The following is a 26,885-nucleotide window of genomic DNA, read 5'->3' as shown; positions in this document are numbered from 1 at the left end:
GTCTGGGGCGCGGGGGTTCTTGGCTCAGAGGCGGCGGCGTCGCTGCGGGGGTTCATGGCTCAGAGGCGGGGGTCTGGGGCGCGGAGGCGCAGGGGGCTTGGGGGGACAGGGGGCTTGGGGCGAGCCGTGCGTGACGGGCTTCGGGGAGCTTCGGGAGCAGGGGCTTCGGGGCACGGCGGGCATGAGGGCGGTTCGGTGCGTGGCGGCGTGACGGTCGGGTCCGCCGGGTCCGCCGCGTCTGGCGGGTCCGGCGAGTTCGCCGGGTCCGGCAGATCTCGCAGGTTCGCAGGGTCTGGAGGGTCTGGAGGGTCTGGAGGGTCCGGCAGATCTCGCGGGTTCGCCGGGTCCGGCGCGTCCGGCAGGTCTCGCGGGTCCGGCAGGTCTCGCGGGTCCGGTGTGGGGGCGTTCGGCGTGTGAGACGTGGGTTGCCCTGGAGGGCGCGGGTCGGCAAAGGTATGGCTGTACGCCATTGGATGCCAGGGAGGCCCTCGTGACGAACGCCGGACGACGACCGCTCATCGGCGTCAGCACGTATCTGGAGGCCGGTGCGCGCTGGGGGGCGTGGGAGCTGCCCGCGGCGCTGCTGCCGGCCGGGTATCCGCGGCTCGTGCAGCGGGCCGGCGGTATCGCCGCGATGCTTCCGCCGGACGACCCGGCCCACGCCGCCGCGACGGTCGCCCGGCTCGACGGGGTCGTGATCGCGGGCGGTCCCGACGTCGATCCGGCCCGGTACGGCGCCGAGCGCGACCCCCGTACTGGACCGGCCGCCGAGGCGCGAGACGCGTGGGAACTGGCGCTGATCGAGGCGGCGTTGGCGTCCGGGACGCCGTTGCTGGGCATCTGCCGGGGCATGCAACTGCTGAACGTCTCCCTGGGCGGGACGCTGGTGCAGCACATCGACGGTCACGCGGTGACGCCCGGCGTCTTCGGCCGCCACTCCGTGAAACCGGTACCGGGCACGCTGTACGCGGAGGCGGTACCGGAGGAGACGTCGGTACCGACGTTCCATCACCAGGCGGTGGACCGGCTGGGGAGGGGACTGGTGGCGTCGGCGTACGCGGAGGACGGGACGGTGGAGGCGGTGGAGGTGGCGGAGTCGGGTGCGGGGTGGGTGCTGGGGGTGCAGTGGCATCCGGAGATGGGTGAGGACTTGCGGGTGATGGACGCGTTGGTGGGGCACTCCAGCCCGTCCGGCGTCTGAGGACGAGGCCGTTCAGGCCGACAAGCGGGGGTCTGGGGGCGCAGCCCCCAGGGATGGGACGGGTAGGGGCGGCGGGGGCGAAGAAAAGCCCCTACCCCCGCGTCAACCCCAGCAACTCCCGAGCCGGCCCCACCGGCCGATGCCCCACCGGCCACACCGCCCGCAGCTCCCGATCCAACCGCACCCCCGCCAACGGCACACACACCAACCGCCGAGTCGACAACTCCTCCCCCACCGCCAGCTCACTCAACACCGCCGGCCCCGCCCCACCCACCGCGGACGCCTTCACCGCGGTCGTCGACGACAGCTCGATCAGCGGACGCGCCAACCCACCCAACGCCGTGTCCAGCACCTGCCGCGTCCCCGACCCCTCCTCCCGCAAAATCAACGGCGTAGCCGCCAACTCCTCCGCCCCCACCGGCTTCCGCCGCCGTGCCCACGGATGCCCCGGCGCCGTCACCACGATCAGCCGGTCCTTCGCGACGACCACCGAGTCCAGCCCGCTCGGCACCCCCGTGCCCTCCACGAAGCCGAGGTCGGCCTCGTCGGCCAGGACCCGCTCGGCCACCGTCGTCGAGTTCCCGGCGAGCAGCGACACCGCCGTCTCGGGACGCAGCGCCCGCAGGGCGAGCAGCCAGCCCGGCAGCAGGTACTCGGCGATCGTCATGCTCGCCGCCACCCGCAGCCGGGAGTCGCGCCGCGTCCGCAACGCCTGCGCGCCGACATCGAACGCCTCCGCCGCCTCCACGACCCGCCGCGCCCAGTCGGTGACGAGCACACCGGCATCGGTGAGCCGCGACCCGCGCGGCGAACGGTCCACCAGGGCAAGACCCAACTGCCGCTCCATCGACCGGATACGGCTGCTCGCGGCCGGCTGCGTGACCCCCAGCTCCTGCGCCGCCCGGCCGAGGCTCCCCAGCCGCGCCACCGCAAGCAGCAGCTCCATCGCGCCGAGATCCGGCACCCGGTGCGCGACCCCCGCCGACCGCGAGGCCCTGCCCTCCGCCCTGCCCGCCACATCACCCATAGATCCAGCTTATGTCCTCATACAACCGAACCCCCTGGTGACCGCCCCCACCCCGAGCGACCGTGAGGACATGGCCACCGCAGCCCCCGCAGTCCCCCGCACACTCCCCCGGACCCAGTCCCGAACCCTCCGGCCCCTCCCCCTCGACACCCTCCGCGCCCTCCGCCACCTCGGCCCCAACTGGTACGCCCCCGTCATGGGCACCGCCATCGTGGGCACCGCGGGCGCCGGGCTCCCCGGCGCGGACGGCGTCCCTGGACTGCGTACCGTCTGCACGGCCTTCTGGGCCCTCTCCCTCGCCCTCCTCCTCGTGCTGCTCTGCGCCCGGGCCCTGCACTGGATCCACCACCACGACCAGGCCCGCGCCCACCTCCGCGACCCGGCGACGGCGCCCTTCTACGGCTGTCTCGCGATGGCCCTCACCGCCGTCGGGGGCGGTGCCCTGGTCGTCGGCCGGGACTGGATCGGGCTTCCGGCCGCCGTCGCCCTGGACGCCGTCCTGTTCGGCGCCGGGACGGTCGTCGGACTCGTCGCCGCCGTCGCCGTCCCGTACCTCCTGGTCGTACGAGGCGGTGCCGCCAGCCCCGTATGGCTGCTCCCCGTCGTCGCGCCCATGGTGTCCGCGGCGCTCGGCCCGCTGCTCGTGCCCCATCTCCCGCCGGGGCAGTGGCGGTCGACCCTGTTCGTCGCCTGTCTCGCCATGTTCGGGCTGAGTCTGCTCGCGACGCTCGTGATGCTGCCGCTCGTCCTCGCCCGGCTCGTCTCGACGGCCTCGCCGCTCCCCCTCGCGCTCACCCCGACGCTGTTCCTGGCGCTGGGCCCGCTCGGCCAGTCCACCACCGCCGCCGGCCACTTCGCCGACCTCGCCCCCGGAGTCGTCCCCGTCCCACAGGCCACCGCCGCTGCCGCAGCCGTCCTCTACGGCGTCCCCGTGATGGGCTTCGCGCTGCTGTGGCTCGCCCTCGCCGGTGCGCTGGTGCTGCGCGCCCGGCGCCGGGGCATGGGCTTCTCGATGACGTGGTGGGCGTTCACCTTCCCGGTGGGCACCTGTGTCACCGGCGCGGCGAGCCTCGGCCGGCACACCGGACTGGCCGTCCTCGACGTCCTCGCGATCGCCCTGTACGTCCTGCTCGTGGCCGCCTGGAGCGGCGCAGCCGCCCGTACCGTCCGGGGCCTGGTCAGCGGTGAGCTGCTCGCAGGGCCTCGCCCAGCACCCGGGGCGCCTCGGCCAGTGACGGCCCGTACCAGGTGAGGTGGCGTCCGCTGACGAGCGCGCAGGGCACCCCCGCGAACGCCTCGGGCCCGTCCTCGGCCGTGAAGCGGTACGGCTCGTCGGGCAGGACCACCATCCCGGGCCTCGCAGCGGCCACCAACTCCTCGATCGGCACCCGCGGATAGCGCTCGGCGTGGCCCGCGTACGCGTTGTCGACGCCCAGTCGCGCCAGCACGTCACCGGCGAAGGTGTCCCGCCCGACGACCATCCAGGGCCGCCGCCAGACCGGCACGACCGCGGTCGTACGATCGCCGGTCGCCGTCGGCCACCAGCGCTCCGGCGCCGACCATGCCGTCTCCGCCTCGTCCAGCCACCGGGGGCGGGTGTCCGCCCCGCACGCGGTCACCACGCGCTCCAGTTCGCGGAAGGCCTGCGGCACGTCCCGTACCTCGGTGAGAAGCACCTCCACGCCCGCCTCGCGCAGGGCGGCGAGGTCGGGTTCGCGGTTCTCCTCCTCGTTGGCGACGACCAGGTCGGGGGCGAGCGCGACGATCCGTTCGACCTTGGGGTTCTTGGTGCCGCCGACGCGCTCGACGCCGTCGCCGAGGTCGGCCGGGTGGCTGCACCAGTCCGTCACCCCGACCAGGACGCCGGGCAGCGTGACCGCCACCGCCTCCGTCAGGGACGGCACCAGCGAGATCACCCTCATGGCAGCGTGCTCACAGTCACGGTTCTCGTGGTCACGTTTCTCATGGTCGCGTCGCCCGCCTCAGCGGCGGCCTTCCTGCACCGCCTCGATGTGCTCGCCCACCGCCACCACGATCACCCGGGTGTCCGGCACGGTCGCCCGCCAGCGGTGCCGCACCCCGCCCGTCAGGTACAGGGTGTCCCCACGGCCGAGGCGATACGCGCGGCCCTCCGCCTCCACCTCGACGGCGCCGTCGGCGACGTACATCAACTCGTCGTTGCGGTGCTGGAATTCGCGGCCGGCGTCGTGGTCGCCGATGAACTCCATGGCGTGCAGCTGCTGGTGACCGCGGACCAGGGAGCGCACCCGGGGCTCGTCGGGGTCCGGTTCGAGGGCGTCCGCGACGACGACGTCGACGCTGCACGCCGGGTCGGCCGCCGCGAGGAGTTCGACCGCGGTGGTGCGCAGGGCGTCGGCGACCTTCTCCAGGGAGCTGCGGCTCGGCCGCGCCCGTTCGTTCTCGATCTGGCTCAGGAAGGGCACCGACAGGCCGCTGCGCTCGGCCACGACGGCGAGGGTCAGCTCCAGCGCCCGGCGCCGCCGCCGGACGGCCGCGCCCACCCGAAGGGGCTGTTCTTTGTGGTCGCCCATCGCTCCGGCTCCCTCCTCGGCTCGTCGTAGCGTCCTGGTTGCGTACGTCCCATCACAGCGCATCGCGCCGCGTGTTCGGTGGCTGTTCGCCGGATCGACCCCGAAGCGTGCACGACGCGTTCCCTGATGAGTTCCTTGCACCCTACGCATGTTCGTCAAACCGTTTCATGCGCCCGTCACATCGGTGCCACCCCGGGTCGGGTGCGACCCTCACGGTTCGCGCCAGTCGAGAAGCCCCCCGGCCGCTTCGGGCGTCGCCACGCGCGCGCGTGCGACGGAGCTGACCAGCGGGACCGGCCTTCGCGGCGGCCGGGTCAGGGGGAGGACATCGCGCTCCGTGGTTGTCCGAATCCCTCTCGTACACGGAACGCGCCCGTCCGTCCCGTCGCCCCGTCCTCACGGCGGCCCGGCGGCCCGCCGTCCCGGCTTCCGGAAACGCCGAGAGGGGTGGGCCTCGCCGGAAAACACCCGCACACGCGCGCGTGCCTTCCGGTTCGACCCACCCCTCCTTGAGCGGCTCCCTCAGTTGTTCGATACCCCGTTGGCACCGGTCTTCCCCTCACCGGCGCCGGTGGGTGCCCATTTCTCGGCGAGTCCGGGGTTCTTCTTGAGCCAGGTGCGGACGGCGTCCTGCTCACTGCCCTTGCCCGCCCGCTGGATGCCGGCCTCCAGACCGGTGAGCTGCTCCTCGGTCATGGAGAAGTCCTTCAGCCAGGCGCCGACCTCGGGGTTGTCGTCGGCGAAGCCCTCGCGGGCGAGCGTGTGCACGCCGTCGCCCTTGCCCCAGGCGCCCTTCGGGTCCTTGAGCTTCTTCAGGTCGTAGTCGCTGTACGCCCAGTGCGGCGACCAGAGGGTCACGGCGATGGGTTCCTTCTTGGCGTACGCGCGCTTGAGTTCGGCCAGCATGGCCGGGGTGGAGCCGTCGACGACCTGGTACTCGTCGCCGAGGCCGTACTCCCCCAGGACCTTGTCCTTGAGGAGGCCCATCATTCCGGCGCTCGGCTCGATGCCGACGATCCGGCCCTTGAACTTCGACGACTGTCCCTTGAGGTCGGCGAGCGAGTCGACGCCCTTCACATAGGACGGGACGGCCAGCTCCAGGGAGGTGGGGCCGTACCACTTGCCGAGGTCTTCCAGCTGGTCGCCGTACTTCTTCCAGTACTCGGCGTGGGTGACGGGCAGCCACGAGTCCGTCTGGAAGTCGATCTGGCCGGTGGCCAGGCCCGTGTAGAGCGGCCCTGCCGCGTACTGGGTGGTCGTGACGTCGAAGCCGCGCTCCTCCAGCAGCTCCTTCCACAGGAACGTCGTGGCGATGCCCTCGTCCCAGGGGATGTAACCAATGGTGACCTTCTTGCCCTGACCCACGTCCGTGCCGGTCGCCCGGCTGTCCTGCGCGGAGGAGCCGAAGACGCCGAGCCCGCCCGCGACGAGCGCCAGGACGAGCACGCCGGCCAGTGCCATGGCGGGGCTGGGGCGGTGGTTCCAGACCTTGGCGTTGCCCGCGGTACGGGCCTTCGCGGCGGCGCGGCGGCCCAGCGGGGAGATCTGGGCGCCGAGCGCGCCGGTCATCCGGTCGAGGTAGATGGCGAGGACGACGATGCCGAGCCCCGCCTCGAAGCCGAGGCCGATGTCGAGCTGGCCGATGGCCTCGTTGACGGCGCCGCCGAGGCCGCCGGTACCGACCATGCCCGCGATGACGACCATGGACAGGCCGAGCATGATGACCTGGTTGACGCCCGCCATGATCGTCGGCAGCGCAAGCGGCAGCTGCACGCGCAGCAGGGTGTCGCGGGGCGGGGTGCCGAACGCCTCGGCGGCCTCGACGAGTTCGGCGTCGACCTGCCGGATGCCGAGTTCGGTCATACGTACGCCCGGGGCGAGCGCGAAGATCAGGGTGGCGACGACGCCCGCCGGGACGCCCATCCCGAAGAACAGGATCGCCGGGATCAGCAGCACCATCGACGGCATCGTCTGGAGCAGGTCCAGGACGGGCCGTACGACGGCGCTGACCGTCCGCGAGCGGGCCGCCCAGATGCCCAGCGGGATCGAGATCACCAGGGCGATCAGGGTGGCGACGAGCACCAGGGAGAGCGTCGACATGGCCTTGTCCCACAGGGCCATCGAGTCGACGAGCGCGAATCCGGCGAACGCGAGGACGCCCGCGACGAGGCCGCGCAGCCACCAGGCGGCCACCGCGAGGATGCCGGCCAGGAGGAGCGGCTCGGGGGCGGTCAGCACCGCGTCGATGCCGTCGTAGAGGCCCTCCACGACCGTCTTGATCGCGTCGAAGAGCCAGGACATGTGGTCGACGAGCCAGCTGACGCCGTCGTCGACCCAGTCGCCGAGCTGGATCCTAGGCACCGGCGGTCACCTTCCCCCCGCGCGCGGTGTGCGCATCGTGCGAGCCGGTACAGGACTCGGGGTCCCCCTGCCGGTCGCCGAGGAAGCCGAGGAGGCGCCGGCTCGGTACGACACCGACCAGTTCGCCGTCCTCGTCGAGCACGGCGACCGCGTGCGGCACGCGCGCGCTGAGGGCGCACAGTTCGGTGAACGGCGAGTCGGGCGTCGCCGTCGGGCAGTCGCAGTCGGCCTCGTCGCCCTGGGTCTCCGGGTCCATGACGGCGCCCGCGGTGAGGACGCGGGAGCGGTCGACGTCCCTGGTGAAGGAGGCGACGTAGTCGTTGGCGGGGCGGACCAGGATGTCCTCCGCGGTGCCCGTCTGGACGATGCGGCCGTCGCGCATGACCGCGATGCGGTCGCCCAGGCGCATGGCCTCGTTGAGGTCGTGGGTGATGAACACGATGGTCTTCTTCAGGGTCTTCTGGAGTTCCAGGAGCTGGTCCTGCATGTCCCGGCGGATCAGCGGGTCGAGCGCGCTGAACGACTCGTCCATGAGCAGCAGATCGGCGTCGGTGGCGAGCGCGCGGGCCAGGCCCACGCGCTGCTGCATACCGCCGGACAGCTCGTCGGGCCACGAGTCCTCCCAGCCGGCCAGACCGCACAGGGCGAGCGCCTCGCCGGCGCGACGCTCGCGCTCGGCGCGGGGCACGCCCTGCACGGCCAGTCCGTACGCGGCGTTCTCGCGGACGCTGCGGTGCGGGAAGAGCGCGAAGTGCTGGAAGACCATGCTGATCTTGTTCGCCCGTACGGCGCGCAGCTCGCGGTCGCCGAGCGCGGTCAGGTTCTCGCCCTCGAAGCTGACGTGTCCGGAAGTGGGTTCGAGCAGGCCGTTGAGCATGCGCAGCAGCGTCGACTTGCCGGAGCCGGACAGGCCCATGACGACGAAGATCTCGCCCGGCTCCACTCGGAAGGACGCGTCGATGACGGCGGCCGTGGTGCCGTCCTCACGCAGTTCGTCGCGGTCGGTTCCCTGTTCGAGCCGTTTCACCGCGTCCTGGGGTCGTCTGCCGAACACCTTGTACAGATGCTCGGCCTCAAGCCTGGATGACAAGGGTGCTCCTCGGTCGTGTCTTTCCGTTACGAGGGTTGCGTGGGCAACCGTTCGTCCTGGCCGCGCCTGCCCGTGCCCGACGTGGGCAAACGGGCGAGTGGGCCAGTTCACAAGGCCTCCGCAGGAGCAACACGGACCTCGGGCACGGGTGACCCGGAGTGACTGTCAGTGGCGTACGGCATGATGCGAGGCGTGACCGGACGACTGATGCTCCTCGACACCGCCTCGCTCTATTTCCGCGCCTACTTCGGCGTCCCGGAGTCCGTGAAGGCTCCGGACGGCACGCCGGTGAACGCCGTGCGCGGGCTGCTCGAATTCATCGACCGCCTGGTCAAGGACCACCACCCGGACCACCTGGTGGCCTGCATGGACGCGGACTGGCGTCCGCAGTGGCGGGTCGACCTGATCCCCTCGTACAAGGCCCACCGCGTCGCCGAGGAGCGCGAGCTGGGGCCCGACGAGGAGGAGATCCCGGACACCCTGTCGCCGCAGGTGCCGATCATCGAGGCGGTGCTGGACGCGCTCGGGATCGCACGCGTGGGCGTCGCGGGCTACGAGGCGGACGACGTGATCGGCACGTTCACCGCGCGGGCCGAGGGCCCCGTGGACATCGTCACCGGCGACCGGGACCTGTACCAGCTGGTCGACGACGCGCGCGGGCGGCGGGTCCTGTACCCGCTCAAGGGCGTGGGCACCCTGCAGCTGACCGACGAGGCATGGCTGCGCGAGAAGTACGGCGTGGACGGGCGGGGGTACGCGGATCTGGCGCTGCTGCGCGGCGACCCGAGCGACGGCCTGCCGGGTGTGCCCGGCATCGGCGAGAAGACGGCCGCGAAGCTGCTCGCCGAGTTCGGCGACCTGGCCGGGATCATGGCGGCGGTCGACGATCCGAAGGCGAAGCTGACGCCGTCACAGCGGAAACGGCTCGACGAGGCACGGCCGTACGTCGAGGTCGCGCCCAAGGTCGTGCTGGTCGCGGGGGATGTCCCGCTGCCCGACGTCAACACGGCGGTGCCGCGTACTCCCCGCGACCCCGAGGCGCTCGACGCGCTCGCCGCCCGCTGGGGACTTGGCGGTTCGCTGGAGAGATTGCTCACGACACTGGGAAGGTGAGGCGCAGCTTCCGCGGGGCGAGGCACCATGTACTCGTGCCCCACCATCAGGCACGACGCCCTCGCCCGACGAGAACGACATCCTCACTCCAGAGAACATCACTCTCTTTTTGAGAAGTCTTCACTGAACAAAACATCTCGGGCAACAGGGAATTCCAAGGGGGAGATGCTAACTTAGGTAAGCCTAAGCAATGGGAACAGGGAGGCCGTCATGGCAGAGCGCCCGGAACGCAGGGCTCCGAAGACCCACTCCGCGCAGGTCGTCCGCACCGAGCGGCTGACCCCGCACATGCAACGCGTGGTCCTGGGCGGCGACGGTCTCGCCGAGTTCACGGCCGGCACCCGCACGGACCATTACGTGAAACTGCTGTTCCCGGCCGAGGGCGTGACCTACCCGGAGCCCTTCGACATGCAGCGCGTCCGCGCGGAGTTCCCGCGCGAGCAGTGGCCGGTGACCCGCACGTACACGGTGCGCGCCTGGGACCCCGAACTGCGCGAGCTGACCCTCGACTTCGTCCTGCACGGCGACGAGGGCATCGCCGGCCCCTGGGCGATGCGCGTCCAGCCGGGCGAGACGGTCTACTTCGGCGGCCCCGGCGGCGCCTACGCCCCCGACCCGGAGGCCGACTGGCATCTCCTCGTCGGCGACGAGAGCGCGCTGCCCGCCATCGCCTGCGCCCTGGAGTCGCTGCCCGACGGCGCCAAGGCGTACGCCTTCGTGGAGATCGCCGGCCCCGAGGAGGAGCAGAAGATCGACTCGGACGTGGACGTCCGCTGGCTGCACCGCGGCGAACGCCCCCTGGGCCAGGCCCTCGTGGAGGCCGTACGCGCCCTGGAGTTCCCGGCCGGCCGCGTGCACGCCTTCGTCCACGGCGAGGCGGCCTTCGTGAAGGAGCTGCGCAAACTGCTGCGGGTGGAGCGCGAGATCCCGCGCGAGGACCTCTCGATCTCCGGCTACTGGCGCCTCGGCCACAACGAGGACGGCTGGCAGGCGTCGAAGCGGGAGTGGAACGCGCAGGTCGAGGCGGAGCAGGAGTCCGCCGAACCGGCGGCTTCCTGAGCACCGCCGACGCCCTGTGCCCGTCGGCGACTTCCCGACGAACACCGGCGATCCCCTGAGCACCCGGCGGCTTCCCACCCGCCGGTGAGTCACCGGGGCCCGCACGAACCCGGGCCCCGCTCACCGGCGGGCGCCACGGCCAGCGCATGCCCCCGCCGCACTGAGCGCACACCCCTCCCCGGACCGGCGACAACGGCCTCGAACTCCCCGCCCCCGCACCCCAGTTGGCGGGTGGAGATCGCCCGCGCCACACTTCACCACGTCCGGAAAGCACCGGACGGAAACGCTCGCCGAGCCACCGGCACGCCGCCGAGCCGAACCGACTGAACCACCCCCCGCCCGCTCCTCCCCCCCCCTCCCCCAGTTGCCCGATCGCCCGGTCGCCGCCGGCGCGTGAGGACTTGGGCCCCGCCTCGACACGGCGGCGACATCCCTGCGAAACAGCGCCTCCCTAATTTCTGTCACCCGACAGGAATTACGCGCCGAAGGCAGGTCCCGCCGTGACGACCACCGCTGACCCCGACGTACGCCCCGACCCGCCGGAGCCGTCCGCCGACGGCTCCCTCGCCGAGTTCGGCTACCGCCAGGAACTGCACCGCAGCCTCGGCCGGTACGCCTCGTTCGCGGCCGGGTTCTCCTTCATCTCCGTCCTGACCACCGTCTTCCAGTTCTTCGCCTTCGGGTACGCGTTCGGCGGCCCCGTCTTCTTCTGGGCCTGGCCGGCCGTGCTGATCGGCCAGTTGCTGGTCGCCGCGTGCTTCGCGGAACTGGCGGCGCAGTACCCGATCTCCGGCGCGATCTACCAGTGGTCGTCGCGGCTCTCCAACCTCACCTTCGGCTGGTTCGCCGGCTGGATCATGGTGATCGGGCAGATCGTGGTGGTCGCGGCGGCGGCGCTCGCCCTCCAGGTCGTCCTGCCGGCGATCTGGTCCGGCTTCCAGCTCGTCGGCGACGACCCGGCCCCCACCTCGGCGAGCGGCGCGGCGAACGCGGCGATCTGGGGTGTGGTCCTGCTGGCCCTGACGACGTTCGTGAACGTCATCGACAACCGCGCGATGTCCCTGATCAACCGTATCGGCGTGACCGCCGAGATCATCGGCGCGATCCTGATCGTCGTCCTGCTGCTGACCCACTCCGAGCGCACGCCGGGCATCACCTTCCACACCGGTACGGCCCTGGAGTCGGGCCTGTTCGGGGCGCTGCTGGTGGGCTCGTTCACGGCGGCGTACGTGATGATCGGGTTCGACAGCGCGGGCGAGATGAGCGAGGAGACGCGGAACCCCCGGCGTACCGCGCCCCGCACGATCCTCACCGCGCTGGCCTCGGCGGGCCTGCTGGGCGGTCTGATCATCCTGGCGGGTCTGCTCGCCGCCCCGAGCCTCACCGACGGCCGGCTCGGCGTCGAGGGCCTGAGCTACGTCCTGACGAGCAGCCTCGGCGACGGGGTGGGCCGCGCGCTGCTGGCCGACGTGGTGGTGGCGATAGCGGTGGCGACCCTGGCGATCCAGACGTCGGCGTGCCGGATGCTGTTCTCGATGGCCCGGGACGGCCAGCTCCCCTTCTCGGCCCGCCTCGCCAAGGTCAACCCGCGCACGGGCATGCCGAGCGCGCCGGCCCTGGTGGTGGGCGTCCTGGCGGCGGCCCTGCTCCTCCTCAACTTCGCGTCCCCGGAGGCGTTCCTGGCCATCGGCACCACATGCATAGTGATGCTGTACCTGGCGTACGCGATGGTGACGGGCCCGCTGCTCGTACGACGCCTGAAGGGCACGTTCACCACGACCGGCACCGACGAGACGGGCAAGCCCCTCTTCTCCCTGGGCCGCTGGGGCATCCCGGTCAACATCCTGGCCCTCCTCTACGGCCTCCTCATGACCGTCAACCTGGCCTGGCCGCGAGCGGCGGTGTACGACCCGGCGGGCGGGCACTGGTACTTCCAGTGGTTCACGGTGCTGTTCCTGGCGGGCACGGTCGGGGGCGGGGTGGTGTACCGCCTGGTGCGCGCCCGGCGCAGGAACCCCGCAGTTGCCGCACCCGGGGCGCACTGAGCGGCCGGGAGGTGTGAGACCGCGCATTCGCAGGTCAGGGGGTGCACTCCGTGCGCCGGGTCGCACGCCCTTTCCGGCGGCCGAAAACCAACGCATCGTGCGAGGTGGTGGTTTGTGAGGATGAGCTGACGGCATGTGAGGGTGCCCGAAGCCGAACCGAGAACGCAGGACCGACGTCAGCCATAATCGAACAGTTGACGAAACCCGTGGGGGCGTTGGAGGGTGGAGATGATCCACGGCCTCACCACCTGCAACACGACTGCGTCGGCGCAGAGTTCGCGGCGTACCGAGCACAGCGTGTAGTCCGTCCCGGCCGTCGGTCAGGTGCCACTGACGGCTCGATCCCACCTCGGGGCCTCCGATTCGGCGTGCCGCCTGAACCGGAGGCGCCGAAGCACGACTGTTCATGCCAGATGTTCATGCCAGATCTCGAACACGCGACAGGAGATCAGCAACCATGAGCACTTCCTCGTACGCGGTACCTGGCGCACGGCAGCGGAACACGGTCGGCCGGCTCGCCCTGTCGGCGCCCTCGGGGCCCGCCTCGCGGTTACCCTCCCGCCTCCACGCGCCCCCGGCGGCCGGCGGCCGGCACCGCCGGCCGAGGAGCGGTGCCGGTGGAGGCAGCCCGCGGACCGAGGGGGCACCGGATGGGTGACGCGCCGATCCTGACGAGCACGGCGGGCCTCGGAACACCTGAGCGGGCCGTACCGAGCCACGACCCCGCGAAGTGGCGCAATTCGATCGAGCACCTCCTGTCCGACCTCGACGCCCGGCCGCTGTCCCGCATGCTCTCCCACACGATCGAGGCGAAGGCCGCCAACGCCAGTCGGTCCCTGCTGGGATCGCCGAACTCGACTCTGGACATCCTTTCCGCCCCCGGCCTCCGGGCCCTGCGCGCCCTGTTGCGCCGTGAGCAGCGGGGGGTGAACTGGCAGACGCTCCTCGGCCGGGACACCGGCGGACTGCTCACCCTCGCGTGCGACCGGCTGGTGCGCGGTTCGGCGAGTCCGCCGCCGGTCGGGATACGGGAGGAACTCTCCGTCGGCCGGGCCGAGCAGTGGTGCCGGCGGGCCGTGGGCCATACGCCCCACTACTCGTTCGCGATGGAGATGTCGGGGCTGTTCACCGCGCTGTGCACCGATCCCGGGTCGAGCACCGCCCTCGAAGCCAAGAGCACGTTCCTGTGGGGCGTTCTGGCGGGAATCAGCGAGTACTACACGGGAGCCGCCCAGCACGGCGGCGAGATCGTCCGGCTCGCCCAGGACACGGTGGCCGCGTCCCGGGAGTGCGTGCGGCTGTACGGGGACGACGGCGAACTGGTGGTCGCCGCGCAGGTGGAGTGCGGGGCGGTCCAGTTCGTCGACAATCTGACCGGGATCCTTCAACTGCCCGCCCTCTTCAGCACCGAGGAGTACATCCGGATCAGGGGCGCCGACATCGGGGTGCACATCTACACCGTCCGCGACGACGTCTCGGAGCGTTTCCGGGAGATCGTCGACGAGGCCACGATGGTCGCCGTACTCGCCCATGACCTGATCGACGGGGGGCGGGACACCGACAACGGCAACCAGAACAACCTGAGCCTGCGGCTGCCCGACACGGAACAGCTCTGGGACATCCTGGAGGTCTGTCTGAGCCACACCTGCGCGGTCGCCGGACAGCAGTGGCAACGCGTGGTCGCGGGCTTCGTGGTGGGCACCTGCCTCTACGCACGCGGTGGCCGCGAACGGGTGCACGACGGCACCGAGACGACGGTGCGCAAGAAGCTCCGGCCGAGCACGGACTGGACGTACGCGCCCCGACTGGCCGACCACTTCTCCCGGGCCGAGTGCGGCTGTTCGGAGCAGGCCGGTCCGGTCGATGTCGGGAGGGAGCTGGACAGGCTCTACTCCGACAGTTCGACCATCGTGCGCGGCTGGCTCCAGGGCCGCTGGGACGCGCACTTCGACGTGGCGGATCTGCAGCGGCTCGCTCTCGCCTGCGCGGCGGCCGTACGGAACAACAGCACCCTGTTCTCCGGCCGGAACGGAGCGGAAGCGATCCCCTGAGCCGAGGCCGCCGCCTCGTACGCTTGATCGTGATGAGACGACGTACTCCGCCCCCGCCCTCTCCCCTGCCGCAGCGCGACGGGGTGGACCCGATGCGGGTGCGGTTGCCGCCCGGCGACGCGTGGGCGACCGTACGGGACCATCTCGTGGCGCGGCTGACGGCCGGTGCCGGGGTGATCGACGACATGCTGGACGCGGGGCGGATCGTGGACGCCGCCGGAAGTCCGGTGACACGGGACAGGGAGTACGTACCGGGCATGTTCGTGTGGTTCCACCGGGAGCTGCCCGACGAGGTGCGGGTGCCGTTCGCGGTCGAGATCCTCTACCGGGACGACCATGTGGTGGTGGCCGACAAGCCGCACTTCCTGGCCACCACCCCGCGCGGCAGCCATGTCACCGAGACCGCCCTGGCGCGGCTGCGGCGGGAGCTGGGCATCCCGGCGCTGGGCCCGGCGCACCGGCTGGACCGACTCACGGCCGGGCTGCTGCTGTTCACCGTGCGGCCCGAGGAACGCGGCGCGTACCAGTCGCTGTTCCGCGACAGACGGGTGGCGAAGGAATACGAGGCGGTGGCGCCGTACGACCCCGCGCTGGCCCTGCCGCGCACCGTGCGCAGCCGGATCGTGAAGGAGCGCGGGGTTCTGGCGGCTCGCGAGGTGGCGGGCGAGCCCAACGCCGAGAGCCGGGTGGAGCTGCTGGAGCACCGGGACGGGCGGGCCCGGTACCGGCTGACACCGCGTACCGGACAGACCCATCAACTGCGGGTGCACATGAGCGCGTTGGGGGTGCCGATCCTCGGCGATCCCCTCTATCCCGTGGTGACCGGCCCCGTGCCGGCCGGTGACTTCCGGCGCCCGCTCCAACTGCTGGCGCGGGCACTGGAGTTCACCGATCCGGTCACGGGGCGCGCACACCGGTTCGTCAGCCCGCGGACGCTGGCTGCCTGGTCGTCGTACGACGGGTGGGCCGGATAGCACAGGTGCCGGTCCGGCTCAGTCGCCGCGCCACCAGCGCAGGAGGCGCCGGAACACTCCCGGCGGACCCACCGGTTCGGGCGCCGGTACCGGTACCGGCGCCGGTACCGGCGCCGGTACCGGCTCGGGGGCCGGGGCCACGGGCTCCGGAGCCTCCTTCTTGCGCTGCGGTACGGCGGACTGCCAGGCGGCGGCACGCTGCGCGGGCACCGGGTGCGTGGGTCGCGCCAGGACGTCCTGCCCGGGCTTGGGGCCGAACTTCACCGGCAGTTCCACCAGGTGCTGGTTCGAGATGGACGCCTGCCAGCTCAACTCGTGCTCCTCGCAGGCGAGTTCGACGTCCGGAAGGCGGGTCAGCAGCGCGTCGACACCGACGTCGGCGATGGCACGGCCGATGTCCTGGCCCGGGCACTCGTGGGGACCACCGCTGAAGGCGAGGTGGGAGCGGTTGCCGTGCATGTTGGCCTTGACGTCGGGACGAACGCGCGGGTCGACGTTGCCCGGCGCGATACCCAGGAGGAGGCCGTCCCCCCTGCGGATGCGCCGGCCGCCCAGTTCGGTGTCCTGCTTGGCGAAGTAGCCCAGAAGGGCGCTGAACGGCGGCTCGTCCCACATGGACTGCTCGACCGCCTGGGGCACCGTCATCTGGCCGCCGTTGAGCTGGGCGCGGAACCGCGGGTCGGTGAGCACCACCCTCAGCACGTTGGCGAGGAGGTTGGCGGTGCTCTCGCAGGCGACGATCAGGACGAGGCGCAGGTGCTGACTGACCTCCTCGTCGGTGAGCCGTGCCGGATGGTTGATGAGATGGCTGGTGAAGTCGTCCCGGGGACTGGCCCGCCGCTCGACGGTGAGCCGGGTCAGGACGTCCATGATGTACGCGTTGCTGTCGATGGCGGTCGCCGTGCCCTTGGGCAGGTCACGGGCGGCCTCGACGAGCCGGTCGTTGTACTCGTCGGGCATGCCGAAGATCTCGCACATCACCAGGATCGGCAGATGCTCGGCGAACTGGCTCACCAGGTCGGCTCTGCCCTGCTCGCAGAACTGGTTGACGAGGTGCTGGGTCGCCCGGTTGATGTGGCGGCGCAGCCCCCGGTGGTCGATGGTCGACATGGCGCCGATGACCGCGCCGCGCAGCCGCAGGTGCTCGTCCCCCTCGGCGTGGCTGCAGAGCGGCTGCCAGGCGACGTGCGGCATGAGCGGGTGGTCCGGCTTGACCGTGCCGTCCTGCAAGGAGGTCCACAGCCGGGTGTCGCGGCTGTACTGCGAGGGGGTGCGCAGCATGTGCAGGTTCTCGCCGTGACCGAGCACCACCCAGATCGGCACGTCGTCGTGGAGCAGAGCGGGGGCGACCGGCCCGTGCTCGGCCCGCAGTTTCTCGTACACGGCCGCCAGGTCCTCGGCCTCGGGCCCGTACAGCCGGCGCAGGCCGCCGGGGCCCCCGGCGTGCGCGGGGCAGCCGGGGGGTGGGCTGAGGGCGGTGTCGTCCGTGCCGGTCGGGGTGTGGGGGTCAGGCGTCACGGTGATCGCTCCGAAAACTGAGGTGGATCCGGGGTCAGAAGGGTCAGAAGGGTTGGCAGAGTTGGATGAGTTGGATGAGTTGAGGGTGTGCCGGGTTGCCTACTGCCGCGCTCAGACCGACGCCTTCCGCATCTCCAGCGAGTGCAGGAACCGCATCAGCGTCATCAGCGTGTCCCGGCTGGAGGCGCGGCGCCGGGCGTCGCACTCGACGATGGGGATCTCCGGGGCCAGGTCGAGCGCCGAGCGCAGGTCCTCGACCGGGTAACGGGGGGCGTCCGGGAAGGAGTTGACGGCGATGACGAAGGGGACGCCGCGTTCCTCCAGGCGCCCTATGACGTCGAAGCTCACTTCCAGGCGCCGGGTGTCGATCAGGACGACCGCGCCCAGGGCGCCCTCGAACAGGCCGTTCCAGAGGAACCAGAAGCGTTCCTGGCCGGGGGTGCCGAACAGGTAGAGCACCAGCTGGTCGGTGATGCTGATGCGGCCGAAGTCCATGGCCACGGTGGTCGCGGTCTTGGAGTCGGAGCCGTAGTTGTCGTCGACGCCGATGCCGGCCTGCGTCATGGTCTCTTCGGTGGTCAGCGGCCTGATCTCGCTGACCGAACCGACCATGGTCGTCTTGCCGACGCCGAATCCGCCCACGATCACGATCTTCACCGCGGCCTGGGTGGAGTGCGGCAGGCGGTCCTCGGTCCGTGGACCCGTGATGGTGTCAGAGCCTTTGAAGTCCATGCATCACCGCTTCGAGGAGGGAACGGTCGGCGAGCGACTGGCGGATCAGCGGGTCGCGCGCCTGGACCAGTTCGGCCGTCAGCAGCTCGGTGAGCAGGACGGTCACCACGCTGAACGGCAGGTTGAGATAGGCCGACAGCTCGGCCACGGACAGGGGGGCCTTGCACAGCCGGAGCAGCGCCGACTGCTCCGGCGGGGCGGAGGGCGTGGGCTCGGCGCACGCCACGATTAACGTGACGAGGTCGAGGGAGGCGCGCTCGCCGCCCTGGGCGGCGCCCGTGAGGACGTAGAGCCGCTCGGGGTTCTTCCGCTCCCCCTCCTGGCCCTCCTGACCCCCTTGGCCTTCCTGGCCCTCCGTGTTCTGCGTGCCCGCCGGGCCCGGCTCGGCCTTCGTGACGGCCGGGCGGAGAAGGGGCGGCGGCTCCGGGGGCGGTTCCTGCTTGATCGGGTAGCGCCGTCGGCGCTGCGGAGGAGTCATACGGTCTGACCGTTCCGCCGGGGCGGACTGGTGAGGTGCTCGCCGATCCGGATGACGAGGTCCCGCATGTGGTGGCTCATGCTGCCGGGTTCGGCGACCACGTCGGCGAGGACCGCCAGGTAGGCGTTGGGGCCGGCCGCCATCAGGTAGAAGTAGCCGCCGGTGACCTCGATGATGACCATGCGCATCGTGCCGTCGCTGTCCGGGATCTCGTGCGCGACGGCGCCCGCGAGACTCTGCAGCCCGGCACACGCGGCGGCCACCCGGTCGGCGGCGTCGGGGTCGCCGCCGTAGCGGGCGATGCGCAGGCCGTCGGCGGAGAGCACCACGATCTGCTGGACACCCGGCACGCCGTCGGCGAGCGACTTGAGCATCCAGTCGAAGTTGGCTCGCTGCGAGATCACTTGAGGTCCCTCTCGTCGTCGGCCTCAGCGTGGGCCGGCTGCTGGTTGGTCGCACTGGGTGCGGTCGGGTCTTCCCGGTGGCCGCCGAAGGCCGCCGGGTCGTCCGGGTGGCCGTCGAAGGCCGTGGAGCCGCCCGGGAACGACGGGGCGTCGCCGGGGAAGGCCGTGAAGCCGGACGCGTCGTCCGCGAACGCGGTGAAGTCGGCCGCGTCGTCCGGGTGGCCGGACAGCGTCGTCGGGTCGTCGGGGTTCCTGGTGAAGGCCGTCGGGTCCGGGTCGCCCCTGAGTCCCTCCATGAACGCCTCGACCCACAGGCCCGGCAGGGGCTCGTCGTCCTTGGGCTTCTTCTGGGACTCGGGCTCCCACAGCTTCCGCAGCTCCGGGTCGGCCTCCATCTCGGCCTCGGCGGCGGCTGCGCGGGCGTACCGCTCGCTGAGCGGGGTCTTGACCCGGCTGCGCCGCTGGGGCAGGCCGTTCTCCGTCCACTCGGTGACCTCCGGGATGTCGTCCTCCATGGACACGGAGGCCGGGATGCGCGGGCCGGTGGTGGGGCGGCGCTTCTTGGGCGGGCGCTTGGGTCCTTCCAGCGCGCCGGCCTCCGCCTTGCGCGCCGAGGCGGCGCCGATGCCGTGGGCGAGCCCCGCGGCGGGGTCGGTGGTGAGCATCTCCGACGGCACGACCAGGATCGCGCGGACACCGCCGTACGCGGACTGCCTGAGCGAGATCTGCATCTTGAACGCCTCGCACAGCCGTCCTACGACCGCGAGGCCGAGCCGCGGTGCCTCGCCGAGGTCGTTGAGGTCGAAGCCGGCCTGGGCGCGGGCGATCATGTCCTCGGCGCGCTGCCGGGACTCCTCGGTGAGGCTGACGCCGGCGTCCTCGATCTCGATGGCGATACCGGTCTGCACCTCGGTCGCCGTGACGTGCACCTTGGTGTGCGGCGGCGAGTAGCGCGTGGCGTTGTCGAGGAGTTCGGCCGCCGCGTGGATGACCGGCTCGACGGAGTTGCCGTCGACGTTGACCTTCGCGATCGAGGTCAGGTCGATCCGGCGGTACTCCAGGATGCGCGACATCGCGCCGCGCAGCACGCTGTACAGCGCGACGGGCTCGGGCCACTGGCGTCCTGGCCGGCCGCCGCCGAGCACGGAGATGGAGTCGGCGAGGCGGCCGATCAGCGCGGTGCCGTGGTCGATGCGCAGGAGGTCGTCGAAGACCTCGGGGTTGCGGCCGTGGTCCTCCTCCATCTCCCGGAGTTCGTTGGCCTGCTGGTGGACGATCGACTGGACGCGCCGGGCGATGCTGACGAACGCGCGCTGCGACCCGTCCCGCATGGCCTCCTCGTGGTCGACGATCTGCAGGACGTACTCCAGCAGTTGGAGCTGCGGCACCGGGAGGTCGTGGTACTCGGAGTCCGGCAGACCCATCCGGCGAATCACCTCTGCGGGTGAACCGGCGCTGCCCATCTTGTGGAGCGCGTAGGGCAGGATCTCCCGGCCGAGCCGCACGAAGTCCTCGTCGTGGGCGACGATCCGCCGCTCCAGATACGCGGTGTGACGGGCGTGCTCCGCCCGCAGCTGACGGACGGTGCGGCCACGGCGGACGACCTCGGCGGCGACCGCGACGACCAGGACCGTGGCGACGGCTCCGCACCAGCCGACGGCGGTGCGGGCCGGCCCTGTCACCAGGGCACCGACGGCTCCGGTCGCCCCGGCCATCGCTATGGCAGGCAGCAACAGCACGCGCGCGTAGGGAAGTTCACGGCCACCGGGAGGCGATTGAAGACTCACCATGTATGCCCTCTGAGACAAATCGGCTGGGGTAACCACTGGGGTACCGACGGGGGTTGGGGGAGCTTGCTGTGGGGTACGTCTGGGAACTGTCCGGATCTTCGGTATTTTTTGGAACAAGCGCACGAATACATACCAACTCGGTGCGCTGCGGGCGAGCTTAGTCCGACCGGATCAACGCCGTGTCATATTCGGCAACCCTCGGAAATGCCCTTTGCGGCTGGAGTACCCTCAGCCCCATTTGCACACTGCGGATGCAATCGCACACAGTGCGTCACGACGTCCGGGCGTACGAAATCCACTCACCGTGACGGGTGAACGAAGCCCCCCGCAGCCCCCGAAGACGCCCGGACTCAGATTCCGGCGATGCGCAGCGCCGCGTCCGCGGTGGCTTCCGCGAAGGCCGAAACCGGACGCTCGGGGTCGGAGCGGTGTACGAGGATGACGCCCTCGATGAGCCCGAAGAGCAGATCCGTCCGCAGCTCCAGCTCACTCTTGGCCAGCGCGCTCCCGGCGGGCGTCGCCGCGAGCAACTGCCGGTAGGCGTCCTTGAGTTCGGCCCGTACGGCGTGGAAGCCCGCGAACCGCTCGGCGCGCACCTCGGGGAGGAGGTAGAGACCGCCGAGGTTGTGCGGGCCGCCGCAGAGCAGTTCGACGTCCGTACGGCACAGGTCCCACAGCCGTTCCCCGGCCGGGGTCGCGTCGTCGGCGAGCAGCCCGCGCGCATACGTCAACGAGGGCGTGACGGTGGACTCCAGCAGGTCGGCGAGCAGCTCCTCCTTGCCGGAGACGTAGTGGTACATGGACGCCTGGCGCATCCCCGCACGCTCGGCGATGGTCCGGGTGGTGGTCGCCGCGTAGCCACGGGTGGTGAACAACTCGGCGGCGGCGTCGAGCAGTTCGGCTCGTGGGGCGACCCCGCTGTCCGGCCGCCCCGCGGCCCGTGGCCTGCCGACCCGCCGCGCACCCGGACCACCCGTCGTTCCCATGCGTTCGATCCTCGCATACCGACCGGTCCGGCGATCTTCGTGAGCAATCGGTAACGGGGCGGAAACGCACGGGCAATTCCGGCGTCGCGCCACCCGCCTAATTTCTGTCGCACGACAGAAATTGTTCCGGAGCGACCGACACCACGGACCAGCACGGACCGGCACGGACCAGCACGGACCACCGCGACGAGCATCCCCACGAGCCGTAAGACCTCAGTACGACGCCCGCAGTACGACCGCAGTACGACTTGGAGCCGGAGGACCCCCGATGGGGACATCGACCACGTACGGAGCCCGCGACCACGCCCGTGCCCAGGAGGGCGCCCGGACCGAGGCCATGCCCGTCGTCCCGGCCGCCGACTGGCCCGCGCCACCCTGCGAGGCGGGCCATCTGGTGTGGGCCGAGACGGTGGCGGGCGGCAACTACACGCACCGGGTCCTGGCCCGGGGCACCGAGCTGCGCCTCACCGACCTGCGCGGCGACGCCTGCGCCCACCTCCTCCTCTTCGCCGCGGACCGGCCCTGGGAGCGGCTGAACGTCGCCGACACGGTCAAGGTCCAGTGGAACGCCTACCTCGGCGAAGGGCAGTTGCTCCTCTCCGACCAGGGCCGCGTCCTCGCCACCCTGGTCGCCGACACCTCCGGCCGCCACGACGCGCTGTGCGGCACCTCCACCCTCGTACGCAACACAGCCCGGTACGGCGACGGCACCCCGCAGTCGCCCTCCCCCGCAGGACGCGAACTCTTCAAGCTGGCCGCCGCCAAGAACGGCCTCCAGCCGCGCGATCTGCCGCCCTCGCTCTCCTTCTTCCAGGGCGTGGCGGTACGGGAGGACGGCACCCTCGACTTCACCGGCTCGGCCGGCCCCGGCGGCAGCGTGACACTGCGCGCCGAGCAGGACGTCACCGTCCTCGTCGCGAACGTCCCGCACCCCGCCGACCCGCGCGAGGACTACGTCAGCACCCCGCTGGAGGTCCTGGCCTGGCGCGCGGGACCGACCGCCCCCGGCGACCCCCTGTGGGAGGCCACACCCGAGGGCCGCCGCGCGTTCCTGAACACCGCCGATTTCCTCGCCGCGAGGGGGCTCGCATGAACACATCAGCATCCGCATCCACCGGCACGACCATCGTTCCCGCCCGCGCCGCCTGGTCGTCGGTCGTCCGCGCCGGTGAGACGCTGACCGTCACGGACCTGCACGGCAACCAGGCCGTCGACTTCCTCGTGTACGACGCCCACGACACGTCCGTGCGCTACAGCGCGCCCGACACCATCCACGCGCAGGGGGGCATCTTCCTCACGACGGGCAGTGTCCTGCTGTCGAACGAGCACACGCCCCTGATGACGGTGGTCGCCGACGAGGTCGGCCGGCACGACACGGTCGGCGGCGCCTGCTCCAAGGAGTCGAACACCCTGCGCTACGGCCACCACACCTGGTCGCAGCACGCGTGCGTGGACAACTTCCTCGCCGAGGGCGCCAGACACGGCCTGGGCAAGAGGGACTTGGTGTCCAACATCAACTGGTACATGAACGTGCCAGTGGAGAAGGACGGCACGCTCGGCATCGTCGACGGCCTGTCGTCACCGGGCCTCCGGCTCGCCCTCCGCGCCGAGTGCGACGTACTGGTCCTGGTCTCCAACTGCCCCCAGATCAACAACCCTTGCAACGGCTTCGACCCGACGCCGGTGGAGATGACCATCACCGCAACCATCGCCGGGACAGGCACCGGGGCAGCCACCGAGGCGGGCCCGGAATGACCTTCGACACGCTGCTGGTAGCCAACCGGGGCGAGATCGCGGTACGAATCATCCGTACCGCAAGAGAGTTGGGCCTGCGCACGGTCGCGGTGTACTCCGACCCCGACCGCTCCGCCCCACACGTCCGGCTCGCCGACGAGGCGGTGCGGCTGGGCCCGGCGCCCGCGAAGGAGTCGTACCTCGACGCCGACCTGGTCCTGGCCGCGGCCAAGGTGACGGGCGCGGGGGCGATCCATCCCGGGTACGGCTTCCTGTCCGAGGACGCGGCCTTCGCGCGGCGCTGCGAGGACGCCGGGATCGTGTTCGTGGGCCCGACGCCGGAGCAGCTGGAACTGTTCGGCGCGAAGCACACGGCCCGGGCGGCGGCCGAGGCCGCGGGCGTACCGCTGGCGCCGGGCACGGGCCTGCTGGCATCACTGGAGGAGGCACGGGACCAGGCCGCCGCCATCGGCTACCCCGTGATGCTGAAGGCGACCGGCGGGGGCGGCGGCATCGGCATGTCGGCCTGCGCGTCGCCCGCCGAACTCGCCGACGCCTGGGAGCGGGTGCAGCGCGTCGCCGCCGCGTCCTTCTCCTCGGCGGGCGTCTTCCTGGAACGCCTCGTCGAACGCGCCCGCCATGTCGAGGTCCAGGTCTTCGGCGACGGCGACGGCAAGGTGGTCACCTTCGGCGACCGCGACTGCTCGCTCCAGCGCCGCAACCAGAAGGTGGTGGAGGAGGCCCCCGCGCCCGGAATCCCCGACCGGGTGAGATCCCAACTCGCCGCATCCGCCCGCGACTTGTGCGCGTCGGTCGGCTACCGCTCCGCCGGCACGGTGGAGTTCGTGTACGACGCCGCCCGCGAGGAGGCGTACTTCCTGGAGGTCAACACCCGGCTCCAGGTGGAACATCCGGTCACGGAGGAGATCTACGGCGTCGACCTGGTCGCCTGGATGCTGCGCCTGGCACGCGGCGAGCAGGACGTCGTACGGGACCCGGGCGAGCCGCGCGGTCACGCGGTCGAGGCCCGCGTCTACGCCGAGGACCCGTCCCGCGAACACCGCCCCAGCGCGGGCCTGTTGACGCGGGTGGAGTTCCCGGCCGGGGTACGGATCGACGGCTGGGTGGAAACAGGAACAGAGGTGACCACCTCCTACGACCCGATGCTGGCGAAGGTCATCGCGTACGGCTCCGACCGCGCGCACGCCCTGCGCCGGCTGGACGAGGCGCTGGCCCGCACCCGGGTCGACGGCATCGAGACGAACCTCGGCCTGGTGCGGGCGGCGCTCGCGGACGGCGACTTCCGCGCGGCGACGCACTCGACGGCGACCCTGGCGGGGGTGAGCGACCCGACGCCACGCATAGAGGTGGTCTCCGGCGGAACCCTCACCACGGTCCAGGACTGGCCGGGCCGCACCGGCTACTGGCAGGTGGGCGTCCCACCGTGCGGCCCGATGGACGACCGCTCGTTCCGTCTGGGCAACCGCGCCCTGGGCAACGAGGAGGGCGCCCCAGGCCTCGAATGCACCTTGCAGGGCCCGGCGTTGAGGTTCACGCACCCCACGACGGTGTGCGTGACCGGGGCCCCCGCACCGATCACACTGGACGGCACACCGGTCGCCCAGTGGCAACCACTGACGATCCCGGCGGGCGCGGTACTGCAGATCGGCACCCCGACGGACCAGGGCCTGCGGACGTACGTACTCTTCGCGGGCGGCGGCCTGGACGTACCGCCGTTCCTCGGCAGCGCGTCCACCTTCACGCTGGGCAAGTTCGGCGGCCACGGAGGCAGGGCGCTGCGCACGGGCGACGTCCTGCACGGCGGGACGCTGACAGAGCCGGGACTTCCAGTCCCCGCCGCCGACCGCCCGGAGTTCACGTCGACCTGGCACATCGGCGCGGTGGAAGGCCCGCACGCGGCACCGGAGTTCTTCACCGAGGAGGACATCCACGACTTCTACGCGGCCGACTGGAAGGTCCACTTCAACTCGGCCCGCACGGGCGTACGCCTGATCGGCCCGAAGCCCCGCTGGGCACGCACCGACGGCGGCGAGGCGGGCCTGCACCCGTCCAACATCCACGACACCCCGTACTCCGTGGGCGCCGTCGACTACACGGGCGACATGCCGGTCCTGCTGGGCCCGGACGGCCCCTCCCTGGGCGGCTTCGTGTGCCCGGCGACGATCATCAGCACGGAACGCTGGAAACTGGGCCAGCTGCGACCGGGCGACACGGTCCGCTTCACCCCGGTGGACACAACAGGCGTACGGCGAGCGGCGATTGTCGACGGGGGCGTACTGGCCCGGGACGGCGACATCACGTACCGCCGCAGCGGCGACGACAACCTGCTGGTCGAATTCGGCCCGATGCAACTGGACTTGGCACTACGGATGCGGGTCCACGCGCTGATGGAGGCGGTGACGGAACTGGCCCTGGAGGGCGTGACGGACCTGACGCCGGGCATCCGCTCACTCCAGATCCAGACGAACCCGTCGATACTGCCCCAACCCGAACTCCTGGCCACGGTAAGGGAGATGGCAAGGGCCATGCCCCCGGCGGACCACCTGACGGTCCCCTCCCGCACGGTCCACCTCCCCCTCTCCTGGGACGACCCGGCAACACGCGAGGCAATCGCCCGCTACATGGCGGGAGTTCGCGACGACGCCCCCTGGTGCCCGTGGAACATCGAGTTCATCCGCCGGGTGAACGGCCTGGCGTCGGTCGAGGAGGTCTACGCCACGGTCTTCGAGGCGGAGTACCTCGTACTGGGCCTGGGCGACGTCTACTTGGGCGCACCCGTCGCGACCCCGCTGGACCCGCGCCACCGCCTGGTGACGACGAAGTACAACCCGGCGCGCACCTGGACGGCGGAGAACTCGGTGGGCATCGGCGGCGCCTACCTCTGCATCTACGGCATGGAGGGCCCCGGCGGCTATCAGTTCGTCGGCCGTACGACCCAGGTGTGGTCGGGCTGGCAGCAGCGGGGCGCGTTCGAGCCGGGCTCGCCGTGGCTGCTGCGGTTCTTCGACCGCATCAAGTGGTACCCGGTGGAGCCGGACGAACTCCTTGACCTGCGCGCCGACATCACCTCGGGCCGCTTCGTGCCGCGCATCGAGGAGGGCGTCTTCTCGCTGGCGGAGTACGAGGGTTTCCTGGCGGAGAACGCGGACGCGATCGCGGAGTTCCGCTCCCGGCAGGGCACGGCGTTCTCGGCGGAGCGGGACGCGTGGGAGGCGTCGGGCGAGTTCACCAGGGGCGAGGCGGACACGGGCCCGGCGGCCCCCTCCCCCGAGGTGACGGTCCCGGCCGGGGGCCGGCTGATCGAGGCGGAGTTCGCGGCGTCGGTATGGCAACTGAACGTGTCCCCCGGCGACGAGGTGACGGCGGGCCAGCCACTCCTGGCCCTGGAGGCGATGAAGATGGAGTCGCGAATAACGGCCCCGATTTCAGGCTCGGTCCACCAGATCCTGACGAAACCGGGCGCCCAGGTGGAGGCGGGCACGGCGTTGATGATCCTGACGCCGACCGAGTAGGCGGCACGACCGAGAACAGCCTTCTTCGCCCCCGCCGCCCCTACCCATACCCATCCTCGGGGGCTACCGCCCCCGAACCCCCGCGACGGCCCCGAACGGGCCTTGTCCTCAAACGCCGGACAGGCTAAAAGATCAACCCCCAGCCACCACCCACCCACTCAGCCCGTCCGGCGCTTGAGGACGAGGCCGTTCAGGCCGAAGCGGGGGTCTGGGGGCGCAGCCCCCAGGGACGGGAAC

At 71.5% G+C, this 26,885-nt stretch carries 21 protein-coding genes; 10 read left to right on the top strand and 11 right to left on the bottom strand.

Annotated features, from left to right (window positions below):
• Positions 1-490: 490 nt before the first annotated feature.
• Positions 491-1,201: a gamma-glutamyl-gamma-aminobutyrate hydrolase family protein gene (locus tag CW359_RS43060; RefSeq protein ID WP_105975714.1), complete on the top strand. Its 711-nt coding sequence runs from the start codon at positions 491-493 to the stop codon at positions 1,199-1,201.
• Between the two features lie 91 nt (positions 1,202-1,292).
• Here the strand turns inward: CW359_RS43060 and CW359_RS43055 are convergent, their stop codons facing one another.
• Positions 1,293-2,228: a LysR family transcriptional regulator gene (locus CW359_RS43055; RefSeq protein ID WP_105975713.1), complete on the bottom strand. Its 936-nt coding sequence runs from the start codon at positions 2,226-2,228 to the stop codon at positions 1,293-1,295.
• Positions 2,229-2,298: 70 nt separating this feature from the next.
• On the opposite strand from CW359_RS43055, the gene CW359_RS43050 reads away from it, so the two are divergent.
• Positions 2,299-3,480, top strand: a complete 1,182-nt coding sequence (locus tag CW359_RS43050; RefSeq protein ID WP_105975716.1) for a TDT family transporter — start codon at positions 2,299-2,301, stop codon at positions 3,478-3,480.
• Here CW359_RS43050 and CW359_RS43045 read toward each other — a convergent pair.
• The 4 genes from CW359_RS43045 to CW359_RS43030 form a co-directional block, all read right to left on the bottom strand.
• Entirely contained in the window at positions 3,407-4,150 is a 744-nt protein-coding gene (locus CW359_RS43045) for a helical backbone metal receptor (protein ID WP_105975712.1), read from the bottom strand. The genes CW359_RS43050 and CW359_RS43045 overlap by 74 nt on opposite strands.
• A 60-nt stretch (positions 4,151-4,210) precedes the next feature.
• Complete coding sequence (locus CW359_RS43040; protein WP_105975711.1) at positions 4,211-4,780, bottom strand: helix-turn-helix domain-containing protein; 570 nt, start codon at positions 4,778-4,780, stop codon at positions 4,211-4,213.
• Between the two features lie 522 nt (positions 4,781-5,302).
• Positions 5,303-7,141 carry an ABC transporter permease/substrate binding protein gene (locus tag CW359_RS43035; RefSeq protein ID WP_105975710.1) on the bottom strand — a complete coding sequence of 613 codons (1,839 nt, stop codon included), beginning with the start codon at positions 7,139-7,141 and terminating at the stop codon, positions 5,303-5,305.
• The gene (locus CW359_RS43030) at positions 7,134-8,231 is read right to left on the bottom strand and encodes a quaternary amine ABC transporter ATP-binding protein (RefSeq protein WP_105975709.1); all 1,098 of its coding nucleotides are present in this window, start codon (positions 8,229-8,231) and stop codon (positions 7,134-7,136) included. Before CW359_RS43030 ends, CW359_RS43035 begins: the two co-directional genes overlap by 8 nt.
• 183 nt (positions 8,232-8,414) lie before the next feature.
• Here CW359_RS43030 and CW359_RS43025 point away from each other — a divergent pair, with 183 nt between their 5' ends.
• From CW359_RS43025 to CW359_RS43005, 5 genes are all read left to right on the top strand, one after another.
• Positions 8,415-9,344 carry a 5'-3' exonuclease gene (locus CW359_RS43025; RefSeq protein ID WP_232838856.1) on the top strand — a complete coding sequence of 310 codons (930 nt, stop codon included), beginning with the start codon at positions 8,415-8,417 and terminating at the stop codon, positions 9,342-9,344.
• Between the two features lie 210 nt (positions 9,345-9,554).
• Positions 9,555-10,403 (top strand): siderophore-interacting protein, encoded by an 849-nt coding sequence (locus tag CW359_RS43020; protein ID WP_105975707.1) that lies wholly within the window; start codon positions 9,555-9,557, stop codon positions 10,401-10,403.
• Positions 10,404-10,903: 500 nt separating this feature from the next.
• Positions 10,904-12,448: an amino acid permease gene (locus tag CW359_RS43015; RefSeq protein ID WP_105975706.1), complete on the top strand. Its 1,545-nt coding sequence runs from the start codon at positions 10,904-10,906 to the stop codon at positions 12,446-12,448.
• A 650-nt stretch (positions 12,449-13,098) separates the two neighbouring features.
• A complete protein-coding gene (locus tag CW359_RS43010) occupies positions 13,099-14,499 on the top strand; it encodes a hypothetical protein (RefSeq protein WP_232838855.1) in 1,401 nt (466 codons plus the stop codon).
• A 32-nt stretch (positions 14,500-14,531) separates the two neighbouring features.
• Positions 14,532-15,473 (top strand): RluA family pseudouridine synthase, encoded by a 942-nt coding sequence (locus tag CW359_RS43005; protein WP_105975705.1) that lies wholly within the window; start codon positions 14,532-14,534, stop codon positions 15,471-15,473.
• Between the two features lie 18 nt (positions 15,474-15,491).
• On the opposite strand, the gene CW359_RS43000 is transcribed toward CW359_RS43005, so the two are convergent.
• The 6 genes from CW359_RS43000 to CW359_RS42975 form a co-directional block, all read right to left on the bottom strand.
• Entirely contained in the window at positions 15,492-16,991 is a 1,500-nt protein-coding gene (locus CW359_RS43000) for a cytochrome P450 (protein WP_105975704.1), read from the bottom strand.
• Positions 16,992-17,102: 111 nt separating this feature from the next.
• Complete coding sequence (locus CW359_RS42995; RefSeq protein WP_105975703.1) at positions 17,103-17,723, bottom strand: GTP-binding protein; 621 nt, start codon at positions 17,721-17,723, stop codon at positions 17,103-17,105.
• Entirely contained in the window at positions 17,704-18,201 is a 498-nt protein-coding gene (locus CW359_RS42990; RefSeq protein ID WP_105975702.1) for a DUF742 domain-containing protein, read from the bottom strand. Before CW359_RS42990 ends, CW359_RS42995 begins: the two co-directional genes overlap by 20 nt.
• Positions 18,198-18,605 (bottom strand): roadblock/LC7 domain-containing protein, encoded by a 408-nt coding sequence (locus CW359_RS42985; RefSeq protein WP_105975701.1) that lies wholly within the window; start codon positions 18,603-18,605, stop codon positions 18,198-18,200. Before CW359_RS42985 ends, CW359_RS42990 begins: the two co-directional genes overlap by 4 nt.
• Positions 18,602-20,395, bottom strand: coding sequence for a sensor histidine kinase (locus tag CW359_RS42980; protein WP_105975700.1), 1,794 nt, complete (start codon positions 20,393-20,395; stop codon positions 18,602-18,604). Before CW359_RS42980 ends, CW359_RS42985 begins: the two co-directional genes overlap by 4 nt.
• A 350-nt stretch (positions 20,396-20,745) precedes the next feature.
• Positions 20,746-21,381 (bottom strand): TetR/AcrR family transcriptional regulator, encoded by a 636-nt coding sequence (locus tag CW359_RS42975; protein WP_105975699.1) that lies wholly within the window; start codon positions 21,379-21,381, stop codon positions 20,746-20,748.
• 268 nt (positions 21,382-21,649) lie between these two features.
• Here CW359_RS42975 and CW359_RS42970 point away from each other — a divergent pair, with 268 nt between their 5' ends.
• The 3 genes from CW359_RS42970 to CW359_RS42960 are packed head-to-tail and all read left to right on the top strand — an operon-like array spanning position 21,650 to position 26,648.
• Entirely contained in the window at positions 21,650-22,474 is an 825-nt protein-coding gene (locus CW359_RS42970; protein WP_105975698.1) for an urea amidolyase associated protein UAAP1, read from the top strand.
• The gene (locus CW359_RS42965; RefSeq protein ID WP_105975697.1) at positions 22,471-23,136 is read left to right on the top strand and encodes an urea amidolyase associated protein UAAP2; all 666 of its coding nucleotides are present in this window, start codon (positions 22,471-22,473) and stop codon (positions 23,134-23,136) included. The genes CW359_RS42970 and CW359_RS42965 overlap by 4 nt, the downstream gene beginning before the upstream one ends.
• Complete coding sequence (locus CW359_RS42960) at positions 23,133-26,648, top strand: 5-oxoprolinase/urea amidolyase family protein (RefSeq protein WP_105975696.1); 3,516 nt, start codon at positions 23,133-23,135, stop codon at positions 26,646-26,648. The genes CW359_RS42965 and CW359_RS42960 overlap by 4 nt, the downstream gene beginning before the upstream one ends.
• The last annotated feature ends 237 nt before the right edge of the window (positions 26,649-26,885 follow it).

It is taken from the genome of Streptomyces geranii, assembly GCF_002954775.1.
In the GTDB taxonomy this organism is placed as follows: domain Bacteria; phylum Actinomycetota; class Actinomycetes; order Streptomycetales; family Streptomycetaceae; genus Streptomyces; species Streptomyces geranii.
The sequence above is the reverse complement of the archived record's forward strand: the minus strand, read 5'-3'. Positions and strand labels throughout refer to the sequence as shown.

Excerpts from the sequence above, each read along its gene's own strand:
- CW359_RS43055 (WP_105975713.1), bottom strand. The coding sequence starts at position 2,228 with ATGGGTGATGTGGCGGGCAGGGCGGAGGGCAGGGCCTCGCGGTCGGCG.
- CW359_RS43050 (WP_105975716.1), top strand. The coding sequence starts at position 2,299 with ATGGCCACCGCAGCCCCCGCAGTCCCCCGCACACTCCCCCGGACCCAG.
- CW359_RS43045 (WP_105975712.1), bottom strand. The coding sequence starts at position 4,150 with ATGAGGGTGATCTCGCTGGTGCCGTCCCTGACGGAGGCGGTGGCGGTC.
- CW359_RS43040 (WP_105975711.1), bottom strand. The coding sequence starts at position 4,780 with ATGGGCGACCACAAAGAACAGCCCCTTCGGGTGGGCGCGGCCGTCCGG.
- CW359_RS43025 (WP_232838856.1), top strand. The coding sequence starts at position 8,415 with ATGCGAGGCGTGACCGGACGACTGATGCTCCTCGACACCGCCTCGCTC.
- CW359_RS43020 (WP_105975707.1), top strand. The coding sequence starts at position 9,555 with ATGGCAGAGCGCCCGGAACGCAGGGCTCCGAAGACCCACTCCGCGCAG.
- CW359_RS43010 (WP_232838855.1), top strand. The coding sequence starts at position 13,099 with ATGGGTGACGCGCCGATCCTGACGAGCACGGCGGGCCTCGGAACACCT.
- CW359_RS43005 (WP_105975705.1), top strand. The coding sequence starts at position 14,532 with ATGAGACGACGTACTCCGCCCCCGCCCTCTCCCCTGCCGCAGCGCGAC.
- CW359_RS42995 (WP_105975703.1), bottom strand. The coding sequence starts at position 17,723 with ATGGACTTCAAAGGCTCTGACACCATCACGGGTCCACGGACCGAGGAC.
- CW359_RS42990 (WP_105975702.1), bottom strand. The coding sequence starts at position 18,201 with ATGACTCCTCCGCAGCGCCGACGGCGCTACCCGATCAAGCAGGAACCG.
- CW359_RS42980 (WP_105975700.1), bottom strand. The coding sequence starts at position 20,395 with ATGGTGAGTCTTCAATCGCCTCCCGGTGGCCGTGAACTTCCCTACGCG.
- CW359_RS42975 (WP_105975699.1), bottom strand. The coding sequence starts at position 21,381 with ATGGGAACGACGGGTGGTCCGGGTGCGCGGCGGGTCGGCAGGCCACGG.
- CW359_RS42970 (WP_105975698.1), top strand. The coding sequence starts at position 21,650 with ATGGGGACATCGACCACGTACGGAGCCCGCGACCACGCCCGTGCCCAG.
- CW359_RS42965 (WP_105975697.1), top strand. The coding sequence starts at position 22,471 with ATGAACACATCAGCATCCGCATCCACCGGCACGACCATCGTTCCCGCC.
- CW359_RS42960 (WP_105975696.1), top strand. The coding sequence starts at position 23,133 with ATGACCTTCGACACGCTGCTGGTAGCCAACCGGGGCGAGATCGCGGTA.